The sequence below is a fragment of the Croceibacterium sp. TMG7-5b_MA50 genome, assembly GCF_039830145.1.
Lineage (GTDB): Bacteria > Pseudomonadota > Alphaproteobacteria > Sphingomonadales > Sphingomonadaceae > Croceibacterium.
The window spans coordinates 1,287,584-1,301,572 of the sequence record NZ_CP156082.1 but is presented as its reverse complement, the minus strand read 5'-3'; the positions used below and the strand labels follow the sequence as shown (position 1 = coordinate 1,301,572).

The window sequence follows — 13,989 nt, the reverse complement described above, 5'->3', positions numbered from 1 at the left end:
GAGGGACATGACGCAGACCCGCAGAATTCTTGTGATCGGCGGCGGGATCGGCGGGCTAACCGCAGCGATCGCCATGCGCCGGCAGGGCATTGAGGTCGACCTGATCGAGCGTGATCCCGACTGGAGCGTCTATGGCGTGGGGATCATCCAGCAGTCGAACGTCATCCGTGCGATGGCTGAGCTCGACCTGCTGGACGAGTACCTGGATGCCGGCTGCGGCTTCGACCAAGTGGAGATCTATATCCCAACGGGGCAGCAGGTCGCCACCGTGCCGTCCCCGCAACTGGTGCCGGGCAAGCCGGCCAATGTCGGCATCGGTCGGCGCGCGCTGCAGAAGGTACTGGCCGACCGGGCGATTGGGTCGGGCACCCATATCCGGCTGGGCATCACCGCCAGCGACCTGCTCGACGATGGTTCGGGGGTCGACGTCTGCTTCTCTGACGGGGGCACCGCCCGGTATGACGCGGTGATCGCAGCTGACGGTATCTACTCAGTGCATCGCAAGCAGTTGTTCCCTGATGCGCCGGCGCCCGAGTTCACCGGGCAGAGCGTATGGCGCTACAACTTCCCCCGTCCTGCCAACCTGACGGGACTGTGCGTGTTCAACGGCCCGATCGGTATCGGCCTGGTCCCGATGTCGCGCGAGCTGATGTACATGTTCGTGACCACGCCCGAACCGGACAACCGCTGGTACGACAAGGCCGATCTGGCAGCGGCGATGCGCGACAAGCTGGCCGGCGTGCCGGCGCCGCAGATCCGGGCGCTGGCGGCGGCCATCACCGACAATGACGGCGTGGTCTATCGTCCGCTGGAAACCTTCTTCCTGGAAGGGCCATGGCACAAGGGGCGCATCGCGCTGCTGGGCGATGCCGTCCACTCGACCACGCCGCATCTGGGGCAGGGCGCCGGTATGGCGATCGAGGATGCGATCGTGCTGGCGGAGGAGCTGGCGGCGCATGATGAACTTGCCGCCGCCTTCGAAGCATACCGCGCGCGCCGCTTTGATCGCTGCCGTTACATCGTCCAGTCCTCCCGCGCGATCTGCGACGGGCAGATCGGCCGCGGCCCGCCGGTCGACAATCACGCAGCAACCGTCGGCATGTTCGAAGTTGTCGCCAAAGCAATCTGAAACGGAGTTACGTAGATGAGCCGCGTCACAGAAATTCGCTACATCGGCTACGGCGTTCCTGACCTTGAGGCGGAACGCGCTTTCTATCGCGATGACTGGGGCCTGCGCGAAGTGGCCGAGCAGGATGGCATGGTCTACTTCGCCACGCACGGGCACGAGGAACTGTTCGTCGTGCGCCTGCGCCAGGCGGACACGAAGCGGATCGACGTCATCGCGCTCGCGACCGACAGCCGCGCTGATGTCGATGCGCTGGCCGCCAGGGTCCGCGAGTCCGGTGCGAAGATCATCTTCGAACCGCGCGAGCTGACCGGGTTCGGCGGCGGCTACGGCTTCCGCTTCTTCTCCCCCGACGGACTGACGTTCGAAGTGTCAAGCGATGTGGCCCGCGGCGATGCGCGCCAGATGGCGCGTTGGGAAGGCATCCCGCAGAAGATCAGCCACATCGTCATGCATTCGCCCGACCACAAGGCGGCGGTCGCCTTCTTCATCGACGTGCTGGGCTTCCGCCTATCGGACTGGCTGGGCGACTTCATGGCCTTCCTGCGGTGCAACGAGGCGCATCACCGCGTTGCCTTCCTGCCGGGGCCGCCATGCCTGAACCACGTTGCATATGACATGCTGAGCGTCGACGACATGATGGCCGGGATCAGCCGTCTGAAGCAGCAGGGCACCGACATCCGCTGGGGCCCGGGGCGACACACGGCAGGGAACAATACCTTCAGCTACTTCACCACGCCGGGCGGCTTCGCGGTCGAATACACCTCCGAACTGGAGGACGTTGATTTCGAGACGCACGAGGCGCAGGTGCATGTGCCGGGTCCGAAGGTGATGGACCAGTGGGGCATCGGTACTGGCGGCCCACAGACCATGCCGCATCCTGAGGCGGATGCGGGGCTGTTCCAACCGGCCGAAGCCTGAGGCGATGCGAACCGTCGGCCGGGTTGCAGTTGCGCTTGCCGCTGCCGTGATCGGCAGCGCGAGCGCGGCCGCGCCCGGGTCGCCGACCTATCTGGAAACGCCGCCCGGCCAGAAGCCGCGCGTCGTGATCACGACCGATCCAGAGCTGGACGATTCCAACTCGCTGGTGCGCTACCTCCTCTACAGTGCGGATTTCCGTACCGAGGGGCTGATCTATGCCAGCAGCCAGTTCCACTGGTCGGGCGATGGTCAGCGCGAGGCGATCCCGGACGGGCGCGACTACCGCCGCCTTGGCCGCGACCTGTGCCCGTGCCTGTCCTGGCGCTGGGCACCGGGCGAACGCTTCATCGACGAGGCCGTCGCTGCCTATGCGGGCGCCTTTCCCAATCTGGTCAGGCACGACCCCGGCTATTCCGAACCAGATGTGCTGCGCTCTCGCATTCGCTGGGGCAATGTCGCCTTCGATGGCGAGATGGAGCAGGACACGCCGGGATCGGACCTGATCCGGGATCTGCTGGTCGATGACGAGGAAGCGCCGATCTATCTCCACGCCTGGGGCGGAGGCAGCACGATCGCGCGCGCGCTGAAGTCGATCGAGGAACGGTACGCCGACACCCCGGAATGGTCGAGCATACGGGCCAAGGTGATCCGCAAGGCGGTGATCCACCCCTCGGGCGATCAGGATGACACCTTCGCCAATTATGTCCGGCCGCACTGGCCCGAGATCCGCTATCGCATGAACAAGGATGGGGTAGAGCTGAGCTACCTGGCGCCACTTCTCGCCAGCCCGGCCGATGCAATTTTTTTCTCGGCCGACTGGACGCGGCGCAACATCTCCACTCAAGGCACGCTTGGTGCCTTTTACCGCGTCTGGGGCGACGGGCGGCAGATGGTGGAAGGCGATATCTTCGATTATTTCGGTATTGCGGGGAAATCGACCGGGCAGTTGCGGGAAGCGGGCTACAATGTCTGGCTGCCGGTCCAACCCGCTGGATCGTTCATCGGTGAAGGTGACACGCCGACCTTTCTCAACCTGATCGACAACGGCCTGCGCGGCTATCGCGGCGACAGCTATGGCGGGTGGGGTGGTTATGCCGACCCGGCCGCGCAGATCACCAGCATGCGCGGTCCTGCAGAGCCGCAGCCGACAACGGGCGTGCCGCCCGAACTCCCGCAAGCGCCAACCCACCCATTCCTGGAGGCTGCACAGCGCGACTTCGCCGCACGCTTTGCTTGGGCGACGACGGCGGACTATCGCGCTGCCAACCACCCGCCGCATATCGCGCTGGCGACGCCACGGACAATGGAGGTCGCGCCTGGCGAACGTGTCGTGCTGGGCGCAAGCGTGCGTGATCCCGATGATGATCGCGTAACGCTGCACTGGCGGCAATGGCGGGAAGTCGGCAGCTATGCCGGGTCCGTGGCACTGCAGCCGGACGGGGCGGAAGGGCGCGTGTCGCTCCTCGTGCCCGGCGACGTCCGGCCGGGCGACACGCTGCACCTGATCGTGGAGGCGACCGACAACGGTACGCCGGCCCTTACCCGCTATGAACGCGTCGTCCTGCGCGTCACTGGCAACCTTCCTGAACAAGGCTCCTGAACCGTGGCACTGTACGAACCATTTCCGAACTACATCTGGAACCTGTCGGTCGCGATCGCGATGGAGAGCGGCGGCCAAATCGGCGAGATCGTCGACATGTGCCAGCCCATCAAGGATGCCGCCGCCAACGGCGCCGATGCGGGTACGCCGCAATTCATGCAGGCGTGGGCGGCCATGGGCGGGAAGCTGATGGAAATGGCGGCGGAAGATGAGGCGAAGGGACGTTCCTTCTCCGCCTCCAACAAGCTGGAGCGAGCCGCGCTGTACCTGTTCACGGCGGAGCGGATGCAGGGCCATGGTGCGCCAGGCCGCAAGGACACCTATGCCAAGGCGCGCGGCGCATTCGACCGTTCGACGAAGCTGGGTAGGCTGAACCGGGAGCGGGTCGAGATCCCGCTGGCGAACGGCACGATGTCGGCGCTGTTCACGCGGGCGCCGGGTGAAGGCCGCAAGCCGGTGGTGGTGTTCTGCAATGGCCTCGATAGCTGCAAGGAATTGCTGTACTGGACCCGCCTGCCGGCAGAACTGGCGCGGCGCGGCATTTCCACCCTGTGCGTCGACCAGCCCGGTTCCGGGGAGGCGCTGCGCCTGCAGGGTCTGGCGGTCGATCCGCACAGCGAAAGCTGGGCCAGCAAGGCGGTTGACTGGCTGGAACAGCAGCCGGAGGTCGATCCCGCGCGGATCGGCATGACCGGTATCTCCTTGGGCGGCCATTTCGCGCCGCGTGCCGTCGCCTATGAACCCCGCTTTGCCAGTGGGGCGGTGTGGGGCGCGAACCATAATTGGCGGGAAGTGCAGGACAAGCGCATGGCGCGGGAGGGCGAGAACCCCGTTCCGCATTACTGGGCGCATGTCCACTGGGCGTTCGGCGCGACCGACCAGGAGGATTTCCTCGCCAGGTCGGAAGCGATGAACCTCAACGGCCATATGGACCGCATCAAGGTGCCGTTCCTCGTCACCCATGGTGCCAGTGATCGCCAGATCAGCGTCGCCTATGCCGATGACCTCTACGACCAGTTGGTGAACTCGCCGCACCGTGAGAAGGTGATCTTCACGCCGCGCGAGGGCGGGGTGGAGCATGTTGGGGCAGACAACATGGCCTATGGCCGTGACCTGATTTCGGATTGGTTCGCCGAAACGCTGGGCGGTGCCACCGCATGAACCTGGCCGGTCAGCGGCAGGCGCAGACGCGTCACGGGGCGATCCTGCTGATAGCCTCGGTGATGCCGGTCATGGCGATCATCTCGCTGGTGCCCGTACTGCCATTGCTGCTGCGCGAATTTGCCGGCGTGCCGGGCGCCGGCGTGCTGGTGCCGGTGATGATGACGGTGCCGGCGCTGTGCGTGGCGCTGTTCTCCCCTGCGGCGGGGTGGATCGCCGACCGGGTCGGGCGCAAGCCGCTGCTGCTGGTCGCGCTGATCGCCTATGCCGCCTTCGGTACCCTGCCGATCTTACTGTCTGACCTGTCGCACATGATCGCGGCGCGTATCGCGCTGGGTCTGGCGGAGGCATCGATCATGACGGTGGCGACCACCCTGCTGGGCGACTATTTTGACGGTGAGCGGCGCGAACGCTGGTTCGCGACGCAAGTCGCCGTTACCAGCGTCAGCGCGATCGCGCTGATCGCGATCGGCGGCGCTTTGGGGGAGCTGTTCGGCTCGCGCGGACCGTTCGGCCTGTATCTGCTGGCCCTGCCGATCGCGTTGGCGGCGGCGGCGATCCTGTTCGAGCCAGAGGTGCGACGCGGCGCCTACGAAGCGGACACGGCCTTTCCGTGGCGGCGAGTGCTGCCCCCGGTGGCGATCACGCTGGGCATCGGTCTGCTGTTCTACACCATCATCGTGCAGCTTGGACCGGTGCTGGAACTGTCGGGCGAGGTTACGCCCGGATGGATCGGGGCGGCCGGTGCGGCGGCCAATCTGGGCGTGGGGCTGGGCACCGCCATCTTCGCGCGGCTGAAGCGCGCCGCGGGGCCGCAGCTGCTCGCACTGGGGCTGGCGGTGGTCGCGATCGGCTATACCGGCGCCAGCCTGCTGGACGGTTTCCTGCCGGCTGCCGCTTGCGCCGTGCTGGTCTGCATCGGCTGCGGCATCCTGTTGCCCAACATGCTGACCTGGACTGTCCGGCTACTGCCGCCCGCCGTGCGCGGCCGCGGCACGGGGACGTGGACCGGCGCGTTCTTCTTCGGTCAGTTCGCCGCACCGATCGTCGCCGGTGCGTTGACCGTCCCGCTCGGCGGGCTGGATGCGGTGCTGCTGCTCTATGCGGCGGCCAGCCTGGCCGGCGCGATCATCACCACCCTGTTTCTCCGCCGAAAGGTCACCGTCTGATGTCCCGCCGTTTTGTGGACCTGTCCATCATGCTGGACAATGACACCATCGCCGATCCGCCGTTCATGCGGCCCCAGATCACCTACCAGTCTCATGCTGAAACCATGGAGGAGCTGGCCCACTTCTTCCCCGGCGTGACGCAGGACCAGACGCCTGACGGCGCCGGCTTCGCCGCGGCGGAGCGTGTGACGCTGACCACCCACAACGGCACGCATCTGGATGCGCCATATCATTACCACCCGACGATGGATGGCGGCGCGCGGGCGATCACCATCGACGAGGTGCCGCTGGACTGGTGCTTCCGCCCGGGCGTGAAGCTGGACTTCCGCCATTTTCCCGATGGCTACGTCGCCACCGCCGCCGATGTGGAGGCGGAATTGGCGCGGATCGGACACGACCTCCAGCCGCTCGATATTGTGCTGGTCAACACCGCTGCGGGCGCGGCGCTGGGCCGGCCCGACTTCGTCAATGTCGGCTGCGGCATGGGGTACGAGGCGACAATGTACCTGACCACCCGCGGCGTCCGCGTGACCGGCACCGATGCATGGAGCTGGGACGCGCCGTTCAGCTACACCGCGCAGAAGGTGAAGGAGACGGGAGACACCGCGTTGATCTGGGAAGGGCACAAGGCTGGACGCGACATCGGGTACTGCCACCTGGAGAAGCTGCACAATCTGGACACGCTGCCACCCAACGGCTTCACAGTCAGCTGCTTCCCGCACAAGATCAAGGGCGCTTCGGCGGGCTGGACTCGCGCAGTCGCGATCTTCGAGGCATGAGGCTGGCGACGCTGAAGCGCGGGGGGCGTGACGGAACGCTGGTGGCCGTCAGCGCCGATGGCGCGCGCGTGGCGGAGGTGCCCGGCTGGCCGACCCTGCAGATGGCGCTGGACGATTGGGAGGCGGCGCTGCCGGCGTTGCGCGGTGCCGCAATCGCCGCCGAGACGGGGCAGGGCGTCGCCGCGACGGACTTCGCCGCCCCGCTGCCGCGCGCCTGGCAGTGGCTGGACGGATCGGCATTCCCCACCCATGGCGAATTGATGCAGCAGGCGTTCAACCTGCCGCCGATCGAAACCGACCGGCCGCTGATGTACCAGGGCCTGTCGCACCGCTTCATCCCGCCGACCGACGATGTGCCGTTGCCGAGTGAGGCGGACGGCATCGATTTCGAGGGCGAGTTCGGTATCGTCACCGGCGATGTGCCGATGGGCTGCACGGCGGAGGCGGCGTTGGCGCACATTCGCCTGATCGTGATGATCAATGACTGGTCCCTTCGCGCCATCGCGCCAGTCGAGATGAAGACCGGCTTCGGCTGGGTACGGGCCAAGCCGGCATGCAGCGTCGCACCCTTCGCGGTGACGCCCGAACAACTGGGCGATGCCTGGCGGAATGGCCGCGTGCACCTGCCGCTGACGGTGGAGGTCAACGGGCAGTGGTTCGGCAGTCCGGTCGGCGATGCGATGGAGTTCGGCTTCCATGAACTGATCGCCCACGCCGCGCACAGCCGCAGCCTGCCAGCTGGCACGATCATCGGGTCCGGCACGGTGTCCAATGCCGGTCACGCCGATGTGGGATCGACCTGCATCAGCGAACGACGCGCGATCGAAATGATCGAGCATGGCGCCCTTCGCACCCCGTTCCTCAGCTTCGGCGATCGTGTGGCGATGCGGGCCGGCAGCGGGGCAAGCCCGTTCGGCGAACTGGATCAACGTGTCGCATCCGGCATCGGCTGATACGAATAGAATCAGGAGAGGATCATGTTCAATCTTCGATCGGCCCTCGCCGCCGGCCTGCTGACCGCCACCGCCTGCATCGTACCGCCGGTGGCGGCCCAGGCCACCAGCGCGCAGCAATCCGCCTCGCCGCGGGCGACGACGGACCTGTCCACCGGCTGGCGCTTCGCCTTCGGCGATACCACTGATGCGCCGGTCGCAGCGACATTCGATGATGCAGCGTGGCAGACCGTGGATGTGCCGCATACTTGGAACAGCATCGGCACCTACGCCACCACCCGCGCCGCCGACAGCGACATGCGTCAGGGGCCCGGCTGGTACCGCCGTAGCTTCACCCTGCCGGCGGGCGGCCGCGCGGCCCGCCACTTCCTGGAGTTCGACGCGGTCTCCAGCGTGGCCGATGTTTGGGTCAACGGCCGCCATGCCGGCAGCCATGCCGGTGCGTTCTCGCGCTTCCGCATCGACGTCACGCCCCTGCTCCGGTCAGGCGAGAACCTGATCGTTGTGCGTGCCGACAACAGCGCACCCGCTCCGGGCAACCGGACCGAACATGTGATCCCGCTGGGCGGCGACTTCTTCATGCAGGGCGGCATATATCGCGGCGTGCGGCTGGTGTCGGTCGGCGATGCCCATATCGACCTGTCTGACCATGGCGGTCCGGGTGTCTACGTCAACACCACGGGGATCGAAGGGGATCGCGCCACCATCTCCGTGCGAACGTTGCTGCGTAACAGCGGCACGCGCCGCCGCGCGCTGACGCTAATGACTTCGATTATTGATGCAGAGGGGAAGGGCGTCGCGACCGACAGTACCGCCCTCCGGCTCGGGCCCGGCCAGTCGCAGGGTGAGGACCGTTCCTTGCAGGTCCCGTCGCCCCGGCTGTGGCAGGGGCGGGCAGATCCATACCTGTATTCGGTAGTCAGCGAGTTGCGCGACGGGGATCGTGTGATTGACCGCCAGGTCCAGCCGCTCGGCATCCGCAGCTTCGCCTTCGACGCCGATCGCGGCTTCATCCTGAATGGCACCGCCACTCCGCTGCGCGGCGTCTCGCGCCATCAGGACATGCAAGGCAAGGGTTGGGCTCTGACGGCCGAGGACCACGCCCGCGACATCGCCATGATCGAGGAGATCGGCGCGAACACCGTCCGCCACGCGCATTACCAGCATGCGCAGGAATGGGCCGATGCCGCCGATCGCACCGGCATGGCAGTGTGGGCGGAACTGCCTTTCGTCCACCAATCATCGCTCAATGGTGGACCCGCCAGTCCGGAACTGATCGCCAACGCTCGCATGCAGTTGGTGGAGCTGATCCGCCAGAACTATAACCACCCTTCCATCGTCACCTGGTCGGTGGGCAACGAGGTGGATATCGGTGCCGCGATCGCGGCGCTGACGAAGGGAGCGAAGGGGCCGCCGGCGCAATCGCGCGACATGCTGGCCAATGTCGAGGCGCTGGCCCGGCAGGAGGATCCATCACGCCCGACTGTCTACGCGGATTGCTGCGAAGACACCCCATCGCCGCTGTCGCTGGAGGGTGCGCAGAAGCTGAGCGATCTGCCGCAGATCGTCGGCCTCAACCGCTATTTCGGCTGGTATTACGGCCGACCCGAGATGCTCGGCCCCGCGCTGGACAATATCCGCGCCAAGTATCCCGGCAAGCCGATCATGCTGAGCGAATATGGCGCGGGGGGCGCGCTGACGCAGCATACGGACAATCCGCTGGGTGGGCCGGTCAACGCCTATGGCCGTCCCCAGCCGGAGGAATATCAGAGCTGGGTGCTGGAAGGGAACTGGAAGGCGATCAGCGAACGGCCATACCTGTCGGGCAGCTGGGTGTGGAACATGTTCGATTTCGCCACCACTTCCCGCAACGAAGGCGACGCGACCGACATCAACACCAAGGGGTTGGTCAGCTATGACCGGGAAACGCGCAAGGACGCGTTCTACCTCTTCAAGGCGAACTGGGCCGACACACCGACGCTGCATCTGACCGGCCGGCGCTATACCGACCGTGCCTACGCCAATGTGGATGTGCGCGCCTATTCTAACGCGGATCGGGTGGCACTTTCGCTGAACGGCAAGCCGATCGACGAGGCGGCCTGCCCCGACCGGATCTGCGTGTGGCGCGGTGTGCAACTGGCGGCGGGTGCGAACGTGCTGGTGGCGAGCGCAACCATTGCCGGCGAGCAGGTTACCGACCGTATTGAATGGAACGCGCCCGATCCGGCGCGCGGCGTGTTCATCGATGCCGGGGCGCTGGTGGGCCGGACCTTTGGCGATGATCGCTACGGCTCCGACACGTTCTTCACGGGCGGCACCGGCAGGATGTTGAGCGGCGGCAGGCCCGCCGCACCTCCGCCTGCGGTGGACGGAACCGAGAACCCCGCCTTGTTCCAGAGCTATCGCGAAGGCAGCTTCAGCTACCGCATTCCTTTGCCTGACGGGCGCTGGGCAGTGACAGTAGCCACGTTCGAACCCGATCCCGCAGGCGGTACCGGGCGCAGCTTCGCCGTAAAGGCCAATGGCACCGTCGTGATCGACGCGTTCGCCCCCCAGCAGGAGGCCGGCGCGCCGCGCAAGGCGGTCGAACGCAGCTTCGAAGTCGAGAGCCGGGGCGGGACGCTGGACCTGGCATTCGAACCGCGCGGTGGCGAGGCGGTGGTGTCGGCAATTGCCGTCCGGCCGCTCTGACGCGTGGCCAGGATGGTCGGCGCGGGTGTGCCGTGACAGAGATGAGTTTGAGGACAGAGCGATGATCAATAGACGCAAGGCCCTGGGATCGCTGGCCGGCAGCACACTGGCCGCAATGGCGGCGGGCGGCCAGGCGCTGGCGCAAGGGGCCACAACCGGCCGAGCCTTGCCGAACATCCTGTGGCTGACGAGCGAGGACAACAATCCCTTCATCGGCGCCTATGGCGATCCTGTCGCCCGCACCCCGGTGCTGGACGCGCTGGCCCAGCGCGGCGTCCTGTACCGCAACGCCTACGCCAATGCGCCGGTTTGCGCGCCGTCGCGGTTCAGCATCCTGACCGGCGTGCATGCGGAAAGCTGCGGCCCGGCGCATCATATGCGGGCGGTGGCGGAGGTGTCGTCGGACCTGCGCAGCTACCCCGAATATCTGCGATCCGCCGGCTATTATTGCACCAATAACGAAAAGACGGACTACAATTGCGACATCGCGCCTGAACGCATCTGGGATGCGTCCGGCAAGACGGCGCATTGGCGGGATCGACCCGCGGGGCAGCCGTTCATGGCCGTGTTCAACTCCATGACGACGCATGAATCGCGGCTGTTCCGCCCCACCCAGGGGGCGGTCACGCCGGATGAGGTGCGCGTGCCCGCCTATCTGCCCGATACGCCAGCCGTGCGCGGCGACTTTGCCAGTTATTACAACCTGGTGTCTGCCATGGATGCCGAGATCGGCCAGCGCCTGGCGGAACTGGAGGCCGATGGTCTCGCCGACGACACGATCATCTTCTATTATTCGGACAATGGTGGCGTGCTGCCGCGCAGCAAGCGATATTGCTACGACGAAGGGCTGCGATGCGCCCTGATCGTCCATGTTCCGCCCAAATGGCAGCATCTGTCGCCGGTCCCGATGGGAACGGAGGTGACCACGCCTGTCAGCTTCATCGACCTGGCGCCCACCCTGCTGTCGATCGCCGGCATCGAACGGCCGCAGCAGATGCGCGGCAATGCCTTCCTGGGTCATCATGTCGCAACCCCGGCCGGCGTGGCCTTCGGCATGCGCAACAGGATGGACGAACGGTATGACTTCACCCGTACCGTGACCGATGGGCGTTACCGCTATATCCGCAACTACTCGCCCAACCGCATCTGGGGCACGCATGGCGCCTTCGAATGGATGCTGAAAAGTTACCAGTCATGGGATGAGGAGCGCATCGCCGGGCGCCTGAATGACGTGCAGGCGCGCTTCTTCCAGACCAAGCCGTTCGAGGAGTTGTACGATCGGGTGGCGGATGTGGATCAGGTGACCAACCTGATCGACGATCAGGCGCATGCCGCGCGCATCGCGCAGTTCCGCAGCCAGCTGGACGAACACATGCTGGCCATCCGCGACAATGGCTTCATCCCCGAAGGCGAGATTGGCGAAGGTCTTCGGCCGAGCCGCGACGAGCAGCTTTACCCACTGAAGGACATCATGGTCCTCGCCGCCGCGGCGGCGCGTGGCGATCAGGCCAGCATGGATCTGTTTGTCGCCAACCTGCGCCATGCGAACCCGATCATGCGATATTGGGCGGCGACCGGGATGGCGATCCTGAAGGCGCACCCAGAAGCATCGCACGCCGATTTGATCCGATTGGCGGAAGGTGATCCATCCCACGCCGTCAGGGTTGCCGCGGCTGAGGCGCTGAGCGTGTCAGGCGCGATAGATGCCGGTTTGCCGCAACTCGCCGCCGACCCGGCCTTGCCCATGCCGCCCCGGCTGATGGCGCTGAACGCGCTGGACGCCCTTGGCGAAGCTGCCCGTCCGGCATTGCCGGCGCTGGAAGCGGCAGCGCAGGACGAGAACCCGTATCTCGCCCGCGCCGCGTCCTATCAGGTGGCGGTGCTGAACGGAACCTATACTCCGTCGATGGTCTTCCTGCGTGGCCCCGGCGGAGCGTAAGTCACAGGCTCATGATCTGGAAGCAGGATGGTGACGCAGGCTGATCAGGTGCAGTGTTGGTATGGCCAATGCGAACGTCATGCTGCCGCCGTAATCGCTGAACCGCCAGCATGTCCGTGTTGCCCGCCCACCCAACCTCGACGCGATCTCAAGGTCACAATCCGTCGCCGATGGCATTAACATCCGGGGCATCAGGACCCGGCATTCAGCACCTCCGTCGCCCGGTGTAGACCCGCCCCACCAGCCGTGCATCAATGTATAAAGACTTCCTTATATTATTATTGACACCGCTTGCCCGATGGTGTTGAGCAGCCCTGTCGAGGTTCCCCATTCCAGGCATGGTGATGGGGCTAAGACGGGAAGCCGGTGGTGTCCTTCACGGGCAGAGTCCGGCGCTGCCCCCGCAACTGTAAGCGGTGAGTGGCGGCTCCATGACGTGCCACTGGGCTCCCGCAAGGATCCTGGGAAGGCCGGAGCCGCTGCGTTGACCCGCAAGCCAGGAGACCTGCCGATCGACGCCATAACGTTCCTCGGACGGGGGTTCCTCCGGTGGATCGCGCTTGATGCGACGGTCCGTGGCTTGCCGCCGTCCGGGCCTGTTCACGCCTTGCGCGCTTTCGCCTGATTTCCCGCCCGCAAAGCCTGGGTGAGTCATGACGAATAGCGGGTTCACATTCTCGATCAGCAGTATCCCCTTCGACGAGGATTATCGTCCGGCCGACAACACGCGCATCACCACCAATTTCGCCAATCTCGCGCGCGGGACCAGCCGCCAGGCGAATTTGCGCAACACGCTGGTGATGATCGATCACCGCTTCAACGCGCTGATGCACTGGGACAATCCCAAGGGCGATCGTTACACGCTGGAGCTGAAGATCGTCTCGGCCGCGCTCACGATCGGATGCGGCGCCGACGACCAGGCGTTTCCGCTGATTGAGATCCTGCACACGACCGTGACCGACCGGATCAGTGGCGAGCGCAGCGACGGCATGATCGGTAACAATTTCTCGTCCTATGTCCGCGATTACGACTTCAGCGTCGTCCTGCCCGATCACCTGAAGGCCGGGGGCGGCGGCGCGCCGGAGGGCTTCGGCGATCTGCACGGCAACTTGTTCAAGCATTTCCTCGCGTCGAGCGCCTACCGCGACAATTTCCCCAAGCCCCCGGTCATCTGCCTGAGCGTATCGAGCAAGGAGGTCTATCACCGGACGACCAACGTCCATCCAATCCTCGGCGTCGAGTATCGCAACAACAAGTGCTCGCCCACCGATCAGTATTTCGCGAAGATGGGCATGAAGGTGCGCTACTTCATGCCTCCGCACAGTGTCGCGCCGTTCGCCTTCTACCATGTCGGCGATCTGGTCAGCGACTATACCAATCTTGAACTCGCCAGCACGATCGCGACGATGGAGACGTTCCAGAAGATCTACCGTCCTGAGATCTACAACGCGAACTCCGTCGCGGCTGAACATTACCAGCCGAGCCTGAGGTATCAGGACTATTCGCTGACCCGCATCGTCTACGATCGCGAGGAGCGCAGCCGCCTTGCCGTAGAGCAGGGCAAGTTCGCCGAAGAGCATTTCATCAAGCCGCATTGGCCCACGCTCCAGCGCTGGTCCGCGACCTGCGGCCTCTGAACGCCACGACACG

10 protein-coding genes and 1 riboswitch are annotated in these 13,989 nt (G+C 65.6%); all 10 genes read left to right on the top strand.

Translation table 11 applies throughout. The annotated features are described in order from the left end of the window. The first annotated feature begins 7 nt into the window (after window positions 1-7). Window positions 8-1,129: an FAD-dependent oxidoreductase gene (locus V5740_RS06360; protein WP_347304227.1), complete on the top strand. Its 1,122-nt coding sequence runs from the start codon at window positions 8-10 to the stop codon at window positions 1,127-1,129. 15 nt (window positions 1,130-1,144) lie between these two features. Next, window positions 1,145-2,047 carry a VOC family protein gene (locus V5740_RS06355; protein WP_347304226.1) on the top strand — a complete coding sequence of 301 codons (903 nt, stop codon included), beginning with the start codon at window positions 1,145-1,147 and terminating at the stop codon, window positions 2,045-2,047. 46 nt (window positions 2,048-2,093) lie between these two features. Continuing rightward, window positions 2,094-3,647, top strand: coding sequence for a nucleoside hydrolase-like domain-containing protein (locus V5740_RS06350; protein ID WP_347304225.1), 1,554 nt, complete (start codon window positions 2,094-2,096; stop codon window positions 3,645-3,647). A gap of 3 nt (window positions 3,648-3,650) precedes the next feature. Beyond that, window positions 3,651-4,808 carry an alpha/beta fold hydrolase gene (locus V5740_RS06345; protein WP_347304224.1) on the top strand — a complete coding sequence of 386 codons (1,158 nt, stop codon included), beginning with the start codon at window positions 3,651-3,653 and terminating at the stop codon, window positions 4,806-4,808. Then, window positions 4,805-5,977, top strand: a complete 1,173-nt coding sequence (locus tag V5740_RS06340; protein ID WP_347304223.1) for an MFS transporter — start codon at window positions 4,805-4,807, stop codon at window positions 5,975-5,977. The genes V5740_RS06345 and V5740_RS06340 overlap by 4 nt, the downstream gene beginning before the upstream one ends. Beyond that, on the top strand, window positions 5,977-6,756 hold the full coding sequence (locus V5740_RS06335; protein WP_347304222.1) for a cyclase family protein: 780 nt from the start codon (window positions 5,977-5,979) through the stop codon (window positions 6,754-6,756). The genes V5740_RS06340 and V5740_RS06335 overlap by 1 nt, the downstream gene beginning before the upstream one ends. Continuing rightward, window positions 6,753-7,709 (top strand): fumarylacetoacetate hydrolase family protein, encoded by a 957-nt coding sequence (locus tag V5740_RS06330; protein WP_347304221.1) that lies wholly within the window; start codon window positions 6,753-6,755, stop codon window positions 7,707-7,709. Before V5740_RS06335 ends, V5740_RS06330 begins: the two co-directional genes overlap by 4 nt. A gap of 24 nt (window positions 7,710-7,733) precedes the next feature. Further along, the gene (locus tag V5740_RS06325; protein ID WP_347304220.1) at window positions 7,734-10,400 is read left to right on the top strand and encodes a glycoside hydrolase family 2 TIM barrel-domain containing protein; all 2,667 of its coding nucleotides are present in this window, start codon (window positions 7,734-7,736) and stop codon (window positions 10,398-10,400) included. Window positions 10,401-10,461: 61 nt separating this feature from the next. Beyond that, window positions 10,462-12,339 carry a sulfatase-like hydrolase/transferase gene (locus V5740_RS06320; RefSeq protein ID WP_347304219.1) on the top strand — a complete coding sequence of 626 codons (1,878 nt, stop codon included), beginning with the start codon at window positions 10,462-10,464 and terminating at the stop codon, window positions 12,337-12,339. Between the two features lie 303 nt (window positions 12,340-12,642). Beyond that, a riboswitch (cobalamin riboswitch) is annotated at window positions 12,643-12,867 on the top strand. Window positions 12,868-12,992: 125 nt separating this feature from the next. After that, a complete protein-coding gene (locus tag V5740_RS06315) occupies window positions 12,993-13,976 on the top strand; it encodes a DUF1852 domain-containing protein (protein ID WP_347304218.1) in 984 nt (327 codons plus the stop codon). The last annotated feature ends 13 nt before the right edge of the window (window positions 13,977-13,989 follow it).

Excerpts from the sequence above, each read along its gene's own strand:
- V5740_RS06360 (WP_347304227.1), top strand. The coding sequence starts at position 8 with ATGACGCAGACCCGCAGAATTCTTGTGATCGGCGGCGGGATCGGCGGG.
- V5740_RS06355 (WP_347304226.1), top strand. The coding sequence starts at position 1,145 with ATGAGCCGCGTCACAGAAATTCGCTACATCGGCTACGGCGTTCCTGAC.
- V5740_RS06340 (WP_347304223.1), top strand. The coding sequence starts at position 4,805 with ATGAACCTGGCCGGTCAGCGGCAGGCGCAGACGCGTCACGGGGCGATC.
- V5740_RS06335 (WP_347304222.1), top strand. The coding sequence starts at position 5,977 with ATGTCCCGCCGTTTTGTGGACCTGTCCATCATGCTGGACAATGACACC.
- V5740_RS06330 (WP_347304221.1), top strand. The coding sequence starts at position 6,753 with ATGAGGCTGGCGACGCTGAAGCGCGGGGGGCGTGACGGAACGCTGGTG.
- V5740_RS06325 (WP_347304220.1), top strand. The coding sequence starts at position 7,734 with ATGTTCAATCTTCGATCGGCCCTCGCCGCCGGCCTGCTGACCGCCACC.
- V5740_RS06320 (WP_347304219.1), top strand. The coding sequence starts at position 10,462 with ATGATCAATAGACGCAAGGCCCTGGGATCGCTGGCCGGCAGCACACTG.
- V5740_RS06315 (WP_347304218.1), top strand. The coding sequence starts at position 12,993 with ATGACGAATAGCGGGTTCACATTCTCGATCAGCAGTATCCCCTTCGAC.